The organism is Flavobacterium sp. J372 (assembly GCF_024699965.1).
Taxonomy (GTDB): Bacteria; Bacteroidota; Bacteroidia; order Flavobacteriales; family Flavobacteriaceae; genus Flavobacterium.
In genome coordinates this window covers 1,987,112-2,005,209 of sequence record NZ_JAJOMZ010000004.1, presented here as the reverse complement: position 1 = coordinate 2,005,209, position 18,098 = coordinate 1,987,112, and the positions used below count along the sequence as shown (strand labels likewise).

Sequence of the window (18,098 nt, the reverse complement as noted above, 5' to 3'; positions counted from 1 at the left end):
GTTTTTAAGTTTAAATGTCCAAAGTTATAAAGTTCAGTACGAACGCGCAACCGCAATTATTCAAGGGTGACTAATTTGTCAACGCTCCAGGCTTCCGCTTTATTTTTGAAGAATGGCTTTGTGTACGACCAAACTTCACAAAACAGGTCGGACTTCCGGTAATTTTCAAGGTCTTCTTCCCTCTCCCAATAGCTGTAGGTGAAGAATATGCACGGATTGTTCCTGTCACGGTACAGTTCTAAGAAACGGTTTCCGGGGAAGTTTCGTATATGCTGCTTCACCTGCTCAAAATTAGCAAGAAACGGCTCAATCTTATCTTCATGAAAATCCATTTTTACAATACGTACAAACATTCTGATTTATTATTTTATATTGTCTATTTGACTATTTTTCTATTGTCACTTTGAGCGCAGTCAGGATGCTGTTTTTGTCCTCGACTGCGCTCGAACTCACAACCGTAACACACAACCCGTAACTTACTTAAACACCACCTGCACCGCATCCCGGTACTTGAGCCCCAACAAGGTTTTTGCCGTGCCTACCGTGAGCGGATTGCTCTTATAAATAGCAATCTCAAGGAAACCGGCTTCATTAAACAGCGCGAGCTTCTCCCCTTCGTAATCTTTTAGTGAGTAACGGTCATTCACCTTAAAATCTGAGTAGCGCTGCTTAACCGACTTAATACTCTTGTTGCTGAAGGTGATTTCAAAATCACGGCCCTTACCCACTTCTTTCACCATTTTTTTGGTGATGTTGGTCACGCAGTTGCCAAAGTGGTCTATATAGATGATATACCCTTTAATAAAGCTATTATCTGATGCAGGCGCCGCGTTCAGGTCGGCTGTCTCTTTCAGTGCTATTATTTCACGGCCAATTACACTTAGCGCACCACCCTTGGCCAGATGGCAGGCCACGGTAACAAATACATCCATCGCCACGCAGCCGTCAGGCAGGCGGTCGTGTATGTTTATCTCTACTATCTTCTGCGGAAGAATCTTTTGGGTGAGTATGCTCAGTATACCGTTATCAGCACAAATAAAATAGTGGTCATTCCATTGCATTGCCACATGGCGGGTTTCAGGCGTAAGTTCGCAATCCACTCCTATAAGATGCACAGTACCCTTCGGGAAACTGCTATATGCCGCCCCAACTATGTAGCTGGCCTCAGGCACGTTAAATAAATCTACATGATGGGATATGTCAATTATAGTAGCCTCCTGATACTCAGAAATTATCTTACCCTTCAGCGCACCCACAAAATGGTCGCGCAGCCCGAAGTCGGTTGTAAGGGTGATAACTGACATAAAATTGTGTAAAACTTTTAAAAAGTGGTTATGAAAAATCACTAAATTTGAATGCAAAGCTACTAATTTAATGGCTACATTCTTTAATTAAAACACTACCTCTTTTGAACGAAAGAACTATCGAACTTGACGGCATTGCGCCAAAAGATTTCTGGGGTGCACAGGATGCCCACCTTGAAACCATAAAAAAATATTACCCAAAACTTAAAATTGTTGCCCGCGGAACCACACTGAAAGCTTTCGGCGAAGCAGAGATTCTTGATGAGTTTGAGAAACGCTTCAAACGCCTGATGCTGCATTTTTCGCGCTACAATAATATTGATGATAATGTTATTGAGCGCGTGATACAAAGCGACAGCCAGGTTGAGCAGATGGATCCGAGCGACAAGATACTGGTGCACGGCGTTGGCGGAAAGCTCATAAAGGCCATGACGCCCAACCAGCAAAAGCTTGTGGATTATATGGCGAAGAATGATATGGTGTTTGCCGTTGGCCCTGCAGGTACCGGTAAAACCTATACAGGAGTTGCCCTTGCCGTAAAAGCGCTTAAAGAAAAACAGGTGCGCCGTATCATACTTACCCGCCCCGCTGTTGAAGCCGGTGAAAACCTGGGGTTCCTACCGGGTGACATGAAGGAAAAGCTTGACCCGTATATGCAGCCGCTTTATGACGCACTGCGCGATATGATTCCGCCGCAGTCGCTTGAAGATTATATATTGAAAGGCATTATACAGATTGCACCGCTTGCCTTTATGCGCGGGCGTACGCTTGATAATGCTTTTGTAATTCTCGACGAAGCGCAGAACACCACTCACTCACAGATGAAAATGTTCCTTACCCGTATGGGCAAGAATGCCAAATTTATGATAACGGGCGACCCAGGGCAGGTTGACCTTCCGCGCCGTACTACTTCCGGGCTTAAAGAGGCGTTGCTCATCCTGAAAAATGTTGAAGGCGTAGGCATTATTTATCTTGACGATAAAGACATTGTGCGCCACCGCCTTGTGAAGAAGATTATTGAAGCGTACAAGAGTATTGAGAATCATGATTAAAAGCTGCTTAGCTCCTAAGATTCTTAACTAAATTCAGATACTTGATGAAAAGATTATTTTTACTTATAATCTCTGTTGCATTTTTAGGCTGCAGTGATGATGACAATAATGATACAGGCGGCGCACCGCTGTCTATTGACCCTGCAATTGTAGGCGAATGGGTTGCCACAGATATAATAGGGCAAACAAATTTGCCTGATTGTTTATCAAGTGAGAAATTAAAGTTCAGGCTAAGCGGTAAATTTTATCATACGGTAGTCACTGGGTATACACCTTGTACAAGTAGTACATATGAAGGTACATATACTGTAAACAACGATATTATTACTTTAGATTCGCCGGGAGGAGTACCATTGCAGTACAAGATTTTGTCGCTAAGTGCTACCAAGCTTCAGCTTAGGGTACATTTTTCGCAACCAAATTTACCTGTAACAGAATATACTAAGCAGTAACGTAAATTTCATATATTAAGTTTTGAGCTTCTTAGGTTCTTATAAGTAAATTAATGGTAAAAAAACTAAAATACGTTTTGGTACTGCTACCTGCAGCACTTCTTATATACTTTCTCTATTCTACTATTGGACTAAATATCGGTATGTGGGGCATCAACAGGACTATTGGCTGGGCTTGGGATATAAATATACATCTGCCTTTCATAATTGCACTACTGTTTTGCTTTGCTTCATATGTTATCCTTCTGGTATTACAATACAAGCCAAACAGGATATTTTCAATAATTAACGGAGTATTATTAGTGGTGACCACGGCAACCTATTTTTTAGAAGACGGTATTTGGTTTGTTGCAACAGTTTACGGGTGTGCGTTGATAATAATGATATGCTTTTTAAATACTGTACTATCTACATACAATAAACTCAGGGCATAAATAATATTGCCATACTTCGTATCTTCGCACACAACTACAACAAATAACAACACAAAATGATGAACACCATCACAACTACTGATTTTAATTTTCCTGGCCAGAAATCTGTTTACCGCGGCAAAGTGCGCGATGTTTATAATATTAACGACGAACTTTTGGTAATGGTAGCAACCGACAGACTATCGGCTTTTGACGTAGTGCTGCCAAAAGGCATACCATACAAAGGGCAGATACTTAACCAGATTGCGACAAAGTTTATGCGCCTTACCGAAGATATTGTTCCCAACTGGCTTATTGACACCCCTGACCCTAACGTTGCCGTGGGCCACTTGTGTGAGCCTTTTAAGGTTGAGATGGTGATACGCGGTTACCTCTCCGGCCATGCAGCCCGTGAATATGCTGCCGGAAAACGAGTTCTTTGTGGTGTGGAACTGCCGGAAGGAATGAAAGAAAATGACAGGTTCACTTCACCTATTATTACACCTACCACAAAAGCTGACAATGGTGAACATGATGCTGACATTTCAAGAGCAGATATTATTACCAAAGGTATAGTTTCTGAAGAAGAATATACCATTCTTGAAAAGTACACCCGGGCACTATTTGAAAAAGGGACTGAAATTGCTGCCTCACGCGGATTGATATTAGTTGATACAAAGTATGAATTCGGCAAAACTAAAGACGGCAAAATTGTTTTGATTGACGAAATTCACACGCCCGACTCTTCACGCTATTTTTATGCTGATGGTTATGAACAGCGCCAAAACAGCGGTGAGCAGCAAAAACAACTTTCAAAAGAGTTTGTACGCCAGTGGCTTATTGCAAACGGCTTTCAGGGAAAAGAAGGACAGCAGATACCAGAAATGACAGATGAGTATATCGAAAGTGTTAGCGAAAGATATATTGAGCTGTATGAAAATATAATTGGTGAGAAATTTGGAAAAGCGGATGCTAATGACATTCACTCGAGGATTGATAAAAATGTAAAAAATTTCCTGAGTAAATAATCAAACTAAAAAATATTTGAAACCGCTGTAAATACAGCGGTTTTTATTTTAGCTTCAAATTTAACACCTGATTAAAAATGTTAAATATTTGTTAAAGTCAAGTTTAACAGTAACCATTTGTGGGTTGTAGGCGTCTATTATTTTAAACGGGGCAATCGAAATTAGAAAGCTGAGTTTCAATCATCAAATCAACAAACGTAACTTTTTTAAACTTAATAAATCATCATCAAAAATCAATCATCATGAAAAAATCAATCTTCACTTTGGCAATCGCTCTTGTAGCATTCGGTAATGTAGCAATGGCTTCAACAACAGCTGTAACAGGTGCAAAAACATCACTTGTAGAAAATTACAGGGGTACTACTCCATTGGCAAATGCAATTATTAAAGGTGACGTCGAAGCTGTAAAAAAATTCATTGACTACGGCTGCGATGTTAACGAAAGGTCAAACGGTATGACGCCGCTTATGCTGGCCGCACGCTATAACCAGGCAGATATTATCAAGCTGCTTATTGAAAACGGTGCCAACGTTAAACATACTGACGATAAAGGCCAAACAGCTATGAAATATGCTGAGCGTTCAAACGCAACGTTGGCAATAGAAGCACTTAGAGCTGCTAAAGCTTAAGTTTACGTATTAATTTTTAGGGGAATTAAAGCCGTCCGTATTTAACAGACGGCTTTTTTATTTGTAAAATCTATACTTTCTAACTTAAGCACTTCAGCGAAATAATGTCATTGCCGCGATAGCTTACATAAACTTGCGCACTTCGGTTGAATCTACTAGGTAGCCGCGTTCATTTGTTTTGCCTTCAACAAGTTCCTGAAGGCCACCTTTTTTTCCTGCTCAATATGATAAAGCTCTTCATAATCTTTGGTATGAAGCGATTCAGGCACCACATTCAGGTCAAAAAACATGGTATGGTGGTGCTTTTCAGTATTAGCAATAATGGTAGTATAAATGCCCACATAACCAATGTTTTTATTGCTGTCATACTCCATTTCAATAAAAGCATCATTACCGGGAGCAATTGCGCTGGTGCTAAATTTAGCAATGGTACAGCCACATGACGGGAGCACCTTGTAAATCTTAAGCGGCTCATTACCGGTATTGGTCACTTTCACTATAATATTTTGTTTAAGTCCCTGCAGTATTGGATAGTAATGCCTAACAGGGTCTTCAATTTTCATGCTGGTTTTTGCAAGAAACTGGTTTTCAGTATCGGTATTCTTGCAGCCTGACATTAACAGGCTGATTACGCTTATCAGTAACAGCGCGATAACTTGTCTTGTATTTTTGAATATCTTCATAACAATTATTTGAAACAAACCTCATCACAAGCGACAGATTTTCGCGCGAAATTCTGCTGTTTTACGGTCTGGATAGTTATAGTTTTATCTGCCGGTAATAGTGTAACCGGAATTTTGACTGATTTTTTTGCAGGTTTCTTGTTACCATCTGCAGCTATAACGGCCTCATATTTCCTGTCATTTATAGTTACAATAACCTTTTCAGGAAAATATATATTATGTCGCGGGTCATTCAAAAAGCCCATTTCAATGTAATTTAAATTCCGTACTTCATCTGCATTTACCTCAACCGCCAACTCACTTGCTGTACTTAAAAGCCAGTTATTATAATAATCTGTAAAGCCAGTGGCGCCGTCTGTAAGCATACTAATATCGGCATACTCTTCATCAGGTGTGCCTGTAAACTTCAGCTTTTTGCCATAATAAAGGTTTCTGTACGTTCCGGGGGTAATGTCCCGCCTCCAGGAACGAATGTAGTCAGTAATTGTAAGGCCGCTTTCATTTACAACCTTAATCCCTGCTTCTGAACTAAGATTTGCAAGCCTGTCGAGCAATATATCAGCCTGTGGGGTAACCTTGAGCGTATTCCCGTTCAAAGTCCCGTAGCCACCTTCACCTAAGCCTTTGGTGCGCATCAGTTCAAGCCTCTGAAAAGTAAAGGATGCCAAAAGCGGTTTAATTGAAACAGCCTCACTTTGGCTCAGTAATTTTAAGCGATCTGTAAGCTTATTATAAAAATCTGTAAAACTATCCGCATCAAGATATTTTTTCTCAGATTGCACAATGCCTCCGTAAATATCAAGCTGTCTTGGAGATTGGAGGGCGCTTGTTTCAAGACTAAGATAATAAGAACTCAGGAGGTCTGCCGCAGCAGGATATCGTCTTATATAAAAATCCTTTGTAAGCTTATCAATATCTGCATCAAGATCCTGTAAAAGCTGAGCATACAGGTAGCACTTCACACTACTGAAAGAACTATAGTTCTCTTCGCTACCATGCATAAAAACACCGGTAACACCCTGCTTTTTGTAAAATTTAAGGTTTTGCTGCGCGATTTTAACGGTTGGGTATGCATCAAAATAATTATCAAAATTTACAGCGTAGTCCCACAGGTATATCTTTTTTGTAACAGCTCTCCAATCAGCAAAAGTTCTTTCAATACCAGCTCTTCTGTTGCTTTTTTCAATCACAACACCTTTGGGGAACTGCATTGTGCTGATCATAACACTCGTATTTGCTGCAAGTTTGAAATTTGGAGACGATTGTGTTGTTATGTATGCCGTACTAAAAAATTCTTTTGAAGGGAAGTTCTCTGCCAGGCTGTTTAATAAAGTAAAAACTGCAGGGCTTGCGTTACTTTTAGTATTGCCTGCCGCTTTGCATTTATCACACAAGCATACCATACCATTGTCATTCGGCATCACCATAAATTTATCCTGTGACGGGTTTTCAGCTTGCTTTTGTTCAATAAAAGCTATAAGTGCATCTTCAAGCTCAGGACTGGAAAAACAAAGCTGTTCATCATTTTTAACACCATCAACTGTGGCATACATTGGGTGTGTAATTTTAATTGCTTTGCCTATATTATGTCCCCAAAGCCCCCAGTTTTCTTCAAGGGTATGGGTATTGTTCCATTGCCTGAATTCCGGTAAAAAGTTATCAGGGAAATAGGGTTCGCGATATTCAAAAGCATACTGCTGTACATATTGCAACCCGGAAGGAATCACTATTTCATTTACCTGACGCGTACTCTTGACACCTTCACTTACCGGCTCAACATGTACAAAATGGCTGAAAAAATACCGTATGCCTGAATCGATATCATCACGGGATTCGCCTTCTATACTGATTTTATTATCCTGTTGTATTATCCGGAAATGTCCTGCTGGCTCAATATCTCTGTTTAAGGCAATAGTTATTATTGCTCCTGCAACCTGTGTTGCTTTTACTGATGGCACCAGGCGCTGGCCTGTAGCTTCTTCAAAAAACCTGCAGAAATTTTCGGCTGCACCTTTAAGTTCACTATTTACAAAAACCACTTCAGGTACTAAAATGCCTTTGGAAAACAAACGGAAGTCTGCGGGTTGTGAATTACAACCGCAAGAAATGGCGTAAAGCAATAAGATTACAAATCTTTTCATTATTGCTGTTTAAAATTTTGTCCTTAGGGTTATAAACAGGTTGTACTGGTTGAGATAGCTGTTTTCCTGCACTTTGAAATTATACCAATTGCCCAAAACGCCAACGCTGGTACGATTGCTCAGGTAATGAAAATAACCTGCACCCACCATTGTGTTAACATAAGACAGCAGTGTGTTGGTCTGGAAATCAAGTTTCTGGTCTTCAGGTGCTGTACCTACAGATGCCATTACCTGTGCATAATCTTTTTGATTGCGCATATAAAACCTTGCCTGGCCTAAAATGGTATGGTACATATCTTCACCATCATTAAGCAATGATACACGCGCATTTAGCCATACATTATCATACGTTTTGGCAATACCCAAAATTCCGGTTACAAGATTACGTTCATCCGGAAGTTTGGCATAGCGTAAGCCTACCTCACCTTCCCATGTTTTCCTGAACGGCATGTAAAATGACAGCCCCAGTTTATATTCAGAAAAATATTTGCTGGCTATACCGGCATTTGCGAGGATGTATGACTTGTCTTTAAAAGTGTGGTACCAGTCTACTTCGCCCTGTACACCTGTACCATCTGCCCTTGCAGCATAGTTAATACGGCCTACATAAACGTTGTTTCTTTCAAAGCGCATATACTCAAATGTAGCCACTGATGTAGTGAAGCTTACAGAATCATTGGTAGCCTTTAGATATGATATTATTGCCTGGTTTTTCAGCATCAAAGCATCAAGGTAGTCAAGATGCTCCTCGTGTTCTTTGAGTTTATGTGCCGGCGGAATATATTTACCCTGCCAAAGGCGTGCATTTTTATAATCACCCTGTAGCTCATAAATAACTCCTTTAAGGTAAATCAGGTCCTGGTTCTCTGCATTGTATGTCAGGGCTTTGTCAACCACCAGCATAGCATCGGCATACTCCTGCCTTTTTATATACATATTTGCAAGCCTTATTGGCGCAACAGTATCATTCGGTTTTATAAGCAATATCTCGTTATATATCCTGATCGCCTCAAGATACTGTTCATTCTGCTCTTTTTGTTTGCCTTCCAGCAGCATTTCTTCCACGAGCGAACTTTTGAAAGTACTGTTGTACGGATAGTCTGCCACTAAGGCCTGTAAAACTTCCACAGCTTTGGCGTGATTTCCTGATTGCGAGTATACGCCTGCTTCTTTAAGCCTTAGCTCTTTATTGCCGGGATATTGCAGTAAGGCTTTCTGTATAAGTTCTTGTGCGCCTATATAGTCTGACACCAACAGCCTTGCACTTATAGCGTAATTATAGGCCTGAAGGTCTTTACTGCCCGATGCAAGAATATTATCTGCCACGAGCTTCATAGTGCCATAATCTTCCTTTTCAATAAGCTGCTTTATATACTCTGTACCAATATCATTAAGCATATACCTGTACTCATCATTACCCGGGTTTTGCTTTGCAAATGTACTGGCCATAAAATAGGCCTCTTCATAATTACCCATGTCTGCCAGCAAATCGATCTTTTTCAGGATGTATTCCTGCTCGCCCGGATAAGAATCGATAAGCCTGTTTATTTGATCTAATGCGCGCGGGTAAGACTTCTGCGCAAGATATGTGGCATACAGGTAATTCCCTGCGGGCCTGCCATAAACAGGATGTGATGATAACCGTATGAATACCGGCAGCGCTCCTTTATAATTACCGCCGGCATATTCTGCCTTGGCGTCTTCAAAGGTTATCGCATCATATTTATCACGTACATCACTATCACCGGGATACAGGCGATAAAGCTGCTCTACTGTCTTTCTCTGGCCCTGCTTGTCCTGCCTGCTTTCATATACATACAGTTGTTTTGAAAGCAGCTCCTTATTTGTAGGATCGGCTTTAAGTGCAGGTGTAAGCATTTCCTGTGCATCGGCAAAATAACCGCGGCTTATAGCAGTATTAAGTAAATATTCGCGGGCCTCCTTGTTTGATTTGTCCTGATCATACAGCTTTCCGTAAAGTTCATACGGGTCAGAGTTTTTATAGTGCCTGGCTGCTTCAGCGGTAAGATACTTCATCATTTGCCTGTAGTAACCGGAATCACCCTTGCGTATCTGCTCCTGAACAATATCCATTGCACGAGGGTATTCATGCATTTCTTCAAGTATGCCAATTTTCTTGTCAAGTATGGCGCGGTTGCCCGGCAGCTCATATAATCCCCTGTCGGCTGTTGAAAGCGCCGCCGGGTAATTACCGGACCGTATATACAGATTTATAAGATTAAGATAAGATTCCTGGTCACGTTTATTAATGCGGAGGGCATCTTCGTACTGCTTTACAGCACTGGTGATGTCTCCCGTTTTATTCATTTTGCGGCCATCTTCTTTAAGTACATTGTTGTACATCTGTTTTATCTCTTCATCCTCAGGAAAAATCTGGTACAAGCGGCGTGTTTCCCTGTTGGCCTCAATACTGTTATCCATTAAATGGTAAAGCTCTATTTTTCTGAACCATAATGTCTTGCTATATGGCGTTATCTCTAGCAATTCATTTGCATAACATACAGCGCTGGCATAACGCTTCTGCTGAATATCAATATTTAAAAGATAATGCCGTGAATCAACCCTTTTTGGGCTGCGTTGCAATACTTCAAGTAAAATGATGCGGGCCTTGTCAAGCTGGCCAAGCTCCATATAACATTTCCCCAGATATTCGCGTATATCCATATCAAGCGGTGCCAGCTCACTTGCTTTTTCGCAGTATTCAGCCGCTTTTTTAAAATTGCGCTTTTCATTACCCTCTTTCTTTGCCATGGCATAGTAGTCATCTGACGAATAATCCTGCGCATATGCATTGCCTGACACAAGTATAATTATAAAGGCTGCCAGCACAAATACCTTTTTATTGCTTATAATCTTAAACATTTGCATTAGTGGTATTAAGTGGTTTAGCTCCTTTTTGTCATTGTCAAAGCCCTGTCGGGTCATGGTTCCCCACTCCATCTGGCGTGAAGTATAAAAGTTGAAATACCCTTTTAGCGAGAAATAAATTAAAAGCGGGTGATATATAAATGGTTCTAAAAATACCATAAGCCACAGCTTTAATGTTTCGCGAGATGTCTGGTACTGGCGCTTCACAAAATTATCCATAAGTATTACCAGCGTACCGAACATGATGGCAAGCGAGTAAGAATACAGAAAAATATAACCCGCCATATCCCAGTTTACATCATTCTTTAATATCAAGTATATAAAATACAATATGCCCGCAAACTCAATAACCGGAGCAAGAAACTCATATATAAGCTGGAAGGGAAATGTTACAAGCCCAAGTTTTTTATATCTGGGATTAAATAATATTTTACGGTGTACAAAGAAAATTTGTGCCAGCCCGGTTGCCCAGCGTGTACGCTGGCGGCCAAGAATCTTCACGTTTGGCGGCCCTTCTGTCCAGCAGCATGAAACAGGTATGTAATCAATCCTGTATTTTTGATGGTTGTTTATCATATATGCAGCCATCTTCACCATTATATCCATGTCTTCAGCGTGAGACCCACCGTCATAACCACCTGCGTTTACTGCAACTTCTTTATCAAAAAGACCCAGACCACCTGATACATTTGGTACACAGTTTATCAGGCTCCACCCCATTTTCCCAAAAAGGTAAGCACGCAGGTATTCCATTTCCTGGAAACGTGGTATCCATTTTTCAGGCGGCTTCACACGCTCTATAACACCGTCAACAACATCACAGCTGTTAGACATCCTAAGTGTTGCTCCTACCGAAACTACCCTGGTATTAGAGTTAAGTACCGGTTTTATCATTCTTAGCAGGGTGTTCCTTTCCAATATACAGTCTACATCAGTGCAGAGAAAGTAAGGGTATTGTGCCGCGTTTATACCTGCATTTGATGCGTCGGCTTTTGTACCTCCATTTGCTTTATCTACAACTGTAAGCTTAGAGTATTGGGGGTTAGTAGATTTAAAAATCCTTTTAAAGGGCTTGGTTTTAATCCGCTCAACATAAGCGTAAGGCGTTTCAACCAGTTCAAATTCTTCTATTAAAAATTCCAGAGTCCTGTCTTTACTTCCGTCGTTTACAATAATCACCTCAAAAAGAGGGTAATTAAGCGTTAGCAGCGATTTTACATTAACGATTATCGTCTTCTCTTCATTGTAAGCAGGCGCTACTACAGAGATGCCCGGCGTAAGCGGTGAGTCAAGAAGAAACTGGTCATCTGTACGTGAGTTATAGGTGCGGTAGCGCGATATGTTTATGAAAGACATAACAGCAAGCACCATATAAACCAGGAACATTGATGAGGCATAGAAAAATACAAAGTACTCGAAAAAAATTATCCGTAGTTCCCATTATATTGCCGAAATTTAAGGTGTGGGTTTATTAAGAAATTGCAGAATCGCCCGGTATGTGAACTACACTGCCTGATGCGCGTACCCTGTAATTTTTGAAGTTGGCATGATAAGTTTTAAGCGCCGACGGAATCAACGGATTCTCCACATGCTTTAGTATAAGCTGGTCAAATCCTTCCGCTTTGGCAACAAGCTCTTTAAATAATTGCTGCCCCTGCTTACCATACAGATATATTACTTCGGCAATAAGCTTTTTAGAATCATTATTGTTTGCCAGTTCATATGCCATCTTTAGAAAGCCGAGTGACTTGCCTGAATTTATATATGAAACTGCTTCAATTATGGCATTTTGGCAAAGCAATGTTTGTGTAAAGTACATTTTCACCAAATGGTTTTCAATATCCCTTACCTGCATTTTACCTACCGCAAGTATCGCTTCCCTGCGTATTGCGTGGTCTTCATGATTTAAAAGTTCAATTACTGTGCTTATAGACTGCTCCTGCCTGAAATGTGCAACAAGCTTTACAAAGAACAGTATCTGCGCTTTATCTTTTGAATATTTAATCCATTTGCTGAAGTTGGGCAATTTATCGCTGTGGTGTAGTTCAAATTGCTGCATCAGGCTTATGTGGTCCCACTGATTCATCTCATTATCAAGCTCGAAGAACTTAAATGGGTCGTTGTTACTTACACCTACGTAAGATGCACGCGATTCTTTACGTAATGACGTATTGCGGGCATAAGTGTGCGGAAGTATCTTTGAATCTGAAATTGTCAGCTCAAGCCTTGAAAGCGACTGGAATGCCCTTAAACGAACACGCGTACTTGAAAAATCAAGCCTTTTTTCAAGATAGCTGTCAACTTTTAGGCCTGCAATTATAGCGTTGTAATTTGTAGACCCGATAAGCTGCTTTTCCTGTTTAGCAACATCTTCAAGGGTTGGGATAAGAGAAATATAGGCCTTTTTGTTAAGGGGCCCGAACTGCTCTTGCCACAAGGAAGCTACTTCTGCATCAGTGTAATCTTCAGGAGAAATAAGGATATTTCGCAGGAATGAGAAGATTTTAGGCCTGTGGTCTTTTACAATAATTTCCTTTAATTGCTTAGCACGCCTAACAGTAAATACATTAATCATGAGTGTTGCCGTCATGGCGCAACTGAACATGATAAAAAAGATTGCCACCTGGATGACAAACGGAAATGAGCTAATGGATATCCAGTAGTGCTCAATGTAATCTAAAATGTAGAACATAAAATAGCATTAATTTTGTTAGTTGGGGACTCGGTTATCTTCGGGGGGCTTCTGATATCCGGGGGTAAAATTAACACAATTTTAAGAACCAGTAAAATACTTACATTGTTAATATCTATTTGACCATAAGAATTTCTAATTATTAAATAATTTATTTAATATTATAGATATTTTTCAATCATAATAATCTAATTTTCAATTATTTGCAAAAACAACTAATTATCATTATAGTCTATTAGCCTGTTTAGCAGGTTATTCCATCTTGATTTACGTGCCCGTGCAGTATATGCCGACTGGGCAAGCGCATCTTTATCAGAATAATTTTCATGGAATTTAAATTGCGCATCATTATCAATTACAGCAAAAAGCCCTGCCTGTGCTTCATTGAAAGTTACACCTCTTCTTGAAACAGTTATGTCATTTTCACCATTAAAAGCCACAAGGCTTGTAACATCTGCAACACTCCATACTCTTCTGTCAATATACCTGTTAAAGTCAAAGCTATCATTGTTTTTACCCGGTGATGCTGTTAATCCCGCGTTCAGAACAAATTTATCCTCAATCATTTCAGAGAATATAAGTTCATTAAACCTGAACATCTCTTTATTAAGATACTTATCTCCTAATTGTACAACTTTGCATGCTTCAGCACTATCGCCATCAACTGAAAGCAAGCTGTCACTCTGCACAACATTTATGGTGTATGATTTGCGCGTGTCTGCATCATACATTTTGTATACATTATAATTTATAACATACGGCTGTCCGTCACTTGGCACATATCGCTTTTCAAAAGTACTGTAAGTAAGCAGCTTACCGTTTTTAAACCTGTGCACAACATACACTTTCTTTTCACCCTCATTGCCATTAAGGTCTAGCAGCGTATAAAACATACTTCCTTTTTCCCTGGCAAGTACATAGTTATCACCATGATATTCAACTTCTGTAAATTCAGTTTCCCTTGTCTGGCCGTTGCTGTATACAAACAACATCTTGTTGTTTTGTATTTTTCTGGTTGAGAAGTTCATAGCTCTTATCTAATTTTTAATTAAATGTGCTGCTACGTGCTTTTGGCATTTCGCATTTTTTTGGTTGGATGTGGGTGTCACAATCTTTTTCTGACACTACTACAAGTTATATATAACCTACGTAAATTCGTACATCCGGTTTGGGCAGTTCATCGGTTTTTAGATGTTATTTATCGTGTTTTTTAAAGGTTTATATTTTTGTTAAGAGTTGTTTCAGCCTAATTTATACCTGCATACTAAAAATTCATGTACTTATTTTATAAAGTATTGGTAACAACAACATTTATACAGTTGACTTTTAGCTTGTAATTATTTTTTTGCTATCAAAGAAATTTCTCACATTACAGAATGCTAAAAAAATTACAAAGTGGGTATATGTGTTTAAGGTATTATGTACTTTTAAAAAAAAACTACAAGCCATGAGGAAAATAAATTTAGCAATGCTGGCGCTGGCGGGCATGCTTGCATTTACAGCCTGTAAAAAGGATAAAGGAGACATTTCTAATGCTGAAGTGCATACCGAAGAAAACACAATTCCGCTTGACAGCACTAAGATTGATGCATTTTTTGCTCAACACAAAGACTTTAAAGAGTTTCAGCCTGAAGTAAAAGAGTTGTATAAAAAACATGATTACCATTACATATGGCATGATAAGCACGGCCTTATAGAATTTGCCGAAGTATTATATGACCGCGCCAATGCTCTTTCTGCTGAAGGCCTCCCGGCAAAACTGCCTTACGCGGGGCAGCTTGCTGAAATATTCCACGGGAAAGGCAGCAGTAAGCCTGAGCTGAAAGATGAGCTGCTCGTAAGTTCGATGTATTTTTATTGGGTACATAAAGTATATAAAGGTCTTGATATTAAAGACAGCAAGGAAACCGGCTGGTACCTGCCACGCGAACGTGTGTCATACGTATCTTATCTTGATACACTTATGCGCGACCCTGAAAAAATTAAAGGTGATACGTCTGAAATGTTTGCACAGTATTATAACCTGCGTAAAGCATTGCAGAAATATCGTGCTATTGAGAAAAAAGGAGGCTGGGGAACAATAAACCTCGGCGAGGGCGTTAAGGCCATAGAACCGGGTGACTCATCGCCCGCTGTGGCACAGGTGCGTAAAAGGCTGTTTATGGAAGGCTACTTAAGCAGCGATTCAGGCAAAGCAATATTTGATAATGACCTTGCATCAGGTTTGGCATCATATGCCAAGCGCCATAACCTGGAACCTGAAAAAAACATCACCCCTGCCCTTGTAAAAGACTTAAATACACCAGTAAGCGAAAGGATAAAAACACTCTCAGTAAATATGGAGCGTTGCCGCTGGGTTGCGCCTGAAATGAATACTGCACGGGAATTTATTGCTGTAAACATACCATCGTTCTGGCTGCAGTATATACGTGATGGTAAAGAGGTATTGTCATCACGAGTTGTGGTAGGTAAAGAGCTTAATAAAACAGTCGTCTTTAGCGGTAAAATGAGTTACCTGGTTTTCAGTCCTTACTGGAACGTGCCGCCAAGCATCCTTGAAAATGAAATAAAGCCGGGAATAGAAAAAGATCCTAATTATTTGGAAAAACATAATATGGAATGGGAAGGTGACCGTGTACGCCAGCGCCCGGGCGGAAATAATTCACTTGGCCTTGTTAAGTTTATGTTCCCGAACTCAAACAATATCTACCTGCATGATACCCCTGCAAAAAGCTTGTTCAGTAGAGAAGAAAGGGCCTTCAGCCACGGATGTGTAAGGGTACAGAAAGCGCGCGACCTGGCCATAGCCATTACTAAAAAGACGGAGGATGGGATGCAGCCAAAGTTGATGCGGCAATGAACAAAGGAACTGAAAATAGTTATGCACTTAAGCAGAAAATTCCGGTTTACATCGCTTACTTTACAGCCTGGGCAGATGAAAATGGTAACGTTGCGTTCTTTGATGATATATACTCACGCGACCAAAGGCTTGCACAAATGCTGTATAAATCTTAATCAGGGAAATTCCAGATCGCAATTTCCAAATCACAAAAGTGAATAGATCTAAATCGCAAATTCCAAAATGAAGTCTCACTGAGATTTGCATTTTGGAATTTTTTTGTGTTTGGTCCTTGTGATTTGGGATTTGGAATTTTTTTATTTGGAATTTCCCGTAACCACATCTACCGCTTTAATAAACCGCCGCTTGTATTGGTCTGAATTTAGGCTGCTTATGGTCACTGCCATTTCTTTGCCTGATGATGCATGAATAAATTTTGAATCCATACCATTGGCTTCACATATTATACCTACATGCCCTACAGTATTTTTATCGCGATATCCTGTAAAAACAACAACATCGCCTACTTTAAAATCTTCCGGCCTTACCGTTTTCCCAATAGTTTCAAACCCTGCTGAACTACGCGGAAGCTCAATATCAAAATGTTTAAAAACATAGTTTACAAAACCTGAGCAGTCAAATCCCTTATCCGGATTTGCCGATGCATAACAATACGGCACACCCATATGCTGCTTTGCATAAGTTATAATATCATTACGCAGTGCAGAATGTTTATCTACTGTTGCATATGTTTTAGCAGGCTTAGCTACAGGTTTAGGATTTTCTTTCGCGCATGCAAAAGATAATATCAGGAGAGGAATGAGTATCAGCTTCATATTTCATGTTCATTGAGCCCGCAAGATACATAAATTCTTATAAATCACTCTGCTGTAAGAAATACAGCACGACAGTTTGTGTGTATAATTTCCTTTTTATATTTTAGCCAAAAACGAAGGGACTATGAGGAATGACAAACTTACCGCTATTGGTGCATTGCTGCTTGCTGCAGCCATTTTCTTCTTTATTTTCACCGAAGCTTTTCATCTTATCAGCGCACCTTCAGATATTTCTGTGCTTTTAGGGGTACTCCTGCTTTGCGCTGCCATACTTGTTGTGTTTAAATTGATTGTATACGCTTTTAAAAAACTATTTTAACCAATGAAATCAAAAATTGTTTATGCCGTAAGTGCATTTTTTATTTTTATCATTATGCTGGTAATGTTCAATTCTTGTAATGAGCGTATTGATGCAGGTTATGAGGGTATACTGGTAAAACTCTATGGGTCAGACAAAGGTGTGCAGGACGTAAGCCTTGTAACCGGCCGCGTATGGTATAACCCGCTTACCGAAGATGTGCACGAGTTCCCAACCTATGTGCAGACAATAAACTACCAGGCTTTTACCGTAAATGCAAAAGACGGTTCGGTTTTTACGGTTGACCCTACGCTCTCATTTAAGGTAAAAGACGGCCACAGCCCAATAATATTTAAGAAGTATCGTAAGGATATTAAAGAGATTACAGAAACCACTTTGTTCAATTACATTAAAGACGCATTCCGGATTGAGTTTAATAAATATACCACCGACAGCATCATTAGTAATCGCGAGAAATTTGAATTTGCGATACAGAGCAATATGGGTAATCTGCTTGATAAAGAGGGCTTTTTACTTGAACAAATGACCAGCGGTATACAATACCCCGAAACAATTACGCAGGCAATTAACGCTAAAAACGCTGCTGTACAACAGGCTATGCGTGTGGAAAATGAGCTAAAGATAGCCCAGGCGGAAGCCCGAAAGCTTATTGTACAGGCTGAAGCGGAAGCCAAAGCAAATGAACTGCGAAAGATGTCGCTAAACCCCTTGCTTATCCAACAGCAGTTTATTGAAAAGTGGGACGGTAAAACACCGATTTACGGCAATGCCCCGGCATTCTTCAAGAGTGTGAATTAAAAAAAGCCGCGATAAGCGGCTTT

The 18,098-nt window shown here is 40.1% G+C and carries 17 protein-coding genes; 9 read left to right on the top strand and 8 right to left on the bottom strand.

Translation table 11 applies throughout. From position 1 onward, the window contains the following. Positions 1 to 56: 56 nt before the first annotated feature. Both LRS05_RS09940 and LRS05_RS09935 read right to left on the bottom strand, forming a co-directional pair. Complete coding sequence (locus tag LRS05_RS09940; protein ID WP_257868191.1) at positions 57 to 353, bottom strand: putative quinol monooxygenase; 297 nt, start codon at positions 351 to 353, stop codon at positions 57 to 59. Positions 354 to 476: 123 nt separating this feature from the next. Beyond that, a complete protein-coding gene (locus tag LRS05_RS09935) occupies positions 477 to 1,304 on the bottom strand; it encodes an S-adenosyl-l-methionine hydroxide adenosyltransferase family protein (RefSeq protein WP_257868190.1) in 828 nt (275 codons plus the stop codon). A gap of 104 nt (positions 1,305 to 1,408) precedes the next feature. Here LRS05_RS09935 and LRS05_RS09930 point away from each other — a divergent pair, with 104 nt between their 5' ends. The 5 genes from LRS05_RS09930 to LRS05_RS09910 all read left to right on the top strand — a co-directional run bounded on the left by LRS05_RS09930 (position 1,409) and on the right by LRS05_RS09910 (position 4,878). Next, positions 1,409 to 2,356: a PhoH family protein gene (locus LRS05_RS09930; RefSeq protein WP_257868189.1), complete on the top strand. Its 948-nt coding sequence runs from the start codon at positions 1,409 to 1,411 to the stop codon at positions 2,354 to 2,356. 44 nt (positions 2,357 to 2,400) lie between these two features. Continuing rightward, complete coding sequence (locus LRS05_RS09925) at positions 2,401 to 2,808, top strand: lipocalin family protein (RefSeq protein WP_257868188.1); 408 nt, start codon at positions 2,401 to 2,403, stop codon at positions 2,806 to 2,808. A 53-nt stretch (positions 2,809 to 2,861) separates the two neighbouring features. After that, positions 2,862 to 3,242, top strand: coding sequence for a hypothetical protein (locus tag LRS05_RS09920; protein WP_257868187.1), 381 nt, complete (start codon positions 2,862 to 2,864; stop codon positions 3,240 to 3,242). Positions 3,243 to 3,298: 56 nt separating this feature from the next. Beyond that, positions 3,299 to 4,249, top strand: a complete 951-nt coding sequence (locus tag LRS05_RS09915; protein ID WP_257868186.1) for a phosphoribosylaminoimidazolesuccinocarboxamide synthase — start codon at positions 3,299 to 3,301, stop codon at positions 4,247 to 4,249. A 242-nt stretch (positions 4,250 to 4,491) separates the two neighbouring features. After that, positions 4,492 to 4,878, top strand: coding sequence for an ankyrin repeat domain-containing protein (locus tag LRS05_RS09910; protein WP_257868185.1), 387 nt, complete (start codon positions 4,492 to 4,494; stop codon positions 4,876 to 4,878). 155 nt (positions 4,879 to 5,033) lie between these two features. On the opposite strand, the gene LRS05_RS09905 is transcribed toward LRS05_RS09910, so the two are convergent. From LRS05_RS09905 to LRS05_RS09885, 5 genes are all read right to left on the bottom strand, one after another. Next, positions 5,034 to 5,561, bottom strand: coding sequence for a DUF1573 domain-containing protein (locus tag LRS05_RS09905; RefSeq protein ID WP_257868184.1), 528 nt, complete (start codon positions 5,559 to 5,561; stop codon positions 5,034 to 5,036). 5 nt (positions 5,562 to 5,566) lie between these two features. Continuing rightward, a complete protein-coding gene (locus tag LRS05_RS09900) occupies positions 5,567 to 7,702 on the bottom strand; it encodes a DUF4838 domain-containing protein (protein ID WP_257868183.1) in 2,136 nt (711 codons plus the stop codon). Positions 7,703 to 7,711: 9 nt separating this feature from the next. Continuing rightward, positions 7,712 to 11,977 (bottom strand): tetratricopeptide repeat protein, encoded by a 4,266-nt coding sequence (locus LRS05_RS09895; RefSeq protein WP_257868182.1) that lies wholly within the window; start codon positions 11,975 to 11,977, stop codon positions 7,712 to 7,714. 85 nt (positions 11,978 to 12,062) lie between these two features. Further along, complete coding sequence (locus LRS05_RS09890) at positions 12,063 to 13,283, bottom strand: HEAT repeat domain-containing protein (RefSeq protein ID WP_257868181.1); 1,221 nt, start codon at positions 13,281 to 13,283, stop codon at positions 12,063 to 12,065. Positions 13,284 to 13,498: 215 nt separating this feature from the next. Next, on the bottom strand, positions 13,499 to 14,311 hold the full coding sequence (locus tag LRS05_RS09885) for a hypothetical protein (RefSeq protein ID WP_257868180.1): 813 nt from the start codon (positions 14,309 to 14,311) through the stop codon (positions 13,499 to 13,501). 419 nt (positions 14,312 to 14,730) lie between these two features. Here LRS05_RS09885 and LRS05_RS09880 point away from each other — a divergent pair, with 419 nt between their 5' ends. Both LRS05_RS09880 and LRS05_RS09875 read left to right on the top strand, forming a co-directional pair. Beyond that, positions 14,731 to 16,143 carry a murein L,D-transpeptidase gene (locus tag LRS05_RS09880; RefSeq protein ID WP_257868179.1) on the top strand — a complete coding sequence of 471 codons (1,413 nt, stop codon included), beginning with the start codon at positions 14,731 to 14,733 and terminating at the stop codon, positions 16,141 to 16,143. Continuing rightward, positions 16,140 to 16,298, top strand: coding sequence for a hypothetical protein (locus LRS05_RS09875; protein ID WP_257868178.1), 159 nt, complete (start codon positions 16,140 to 16,142; stop codon positions 16,296 to 16,298). The genes LRS05_RS09880 and LRS05_RS09875 overlap by 4 nt, the downstream gene beginning before the upstream one ends. Positions 16,299 to 16,439: 141 nt before the next feature. Here the strand turns inward: LRS05_RS09875 and LRS05_RS09870 are convergent, their stop codons facing one another. After that, positions 16,440 to 16,958 carry a C40 family peptidase gene (locus tag LRS05_RS09870; protein ID WP_257868177.1) on the bottom strand — a complete coding sequence of 173 codons (519 nt, stop codon included), beginning with the start codon at positions 16,956 to 16,958 and terminating at the stop codon, positions 16,440 to 16,442. Between the two features lie 124 nt (positions 16,959 to 17,082). Between LRS05_RS09870 and LRS05_RS09865 the strand changes: the two genes are divergently transcribed. Then, on the top strand, positions 17,083 to 17,277 hold the full coding sequence (locus tag LRS05_RS09865; RefSeq protein WP_257868176.1) for a hypothetical protein: 195 nt from the start codon (positions 17,083 to 17,085) through the stop codon (positions 17,275 to 17,277). Between the two features lie 3 nt (positions 17,278 to 17,280). Then, positions 17,281 to 18,075 (top strand): prohibitin family protein, encoded by a 795-nt coding sequence (locus LRS05_RS09860; protein ID WP_257868175.1) that lies wholly within the window; start codon positions 17,281 to 17,283, stop codon positions 18,073 to 18,075. Positions 18,076 to 18,098: the final 23 nt, after the last annotated feature.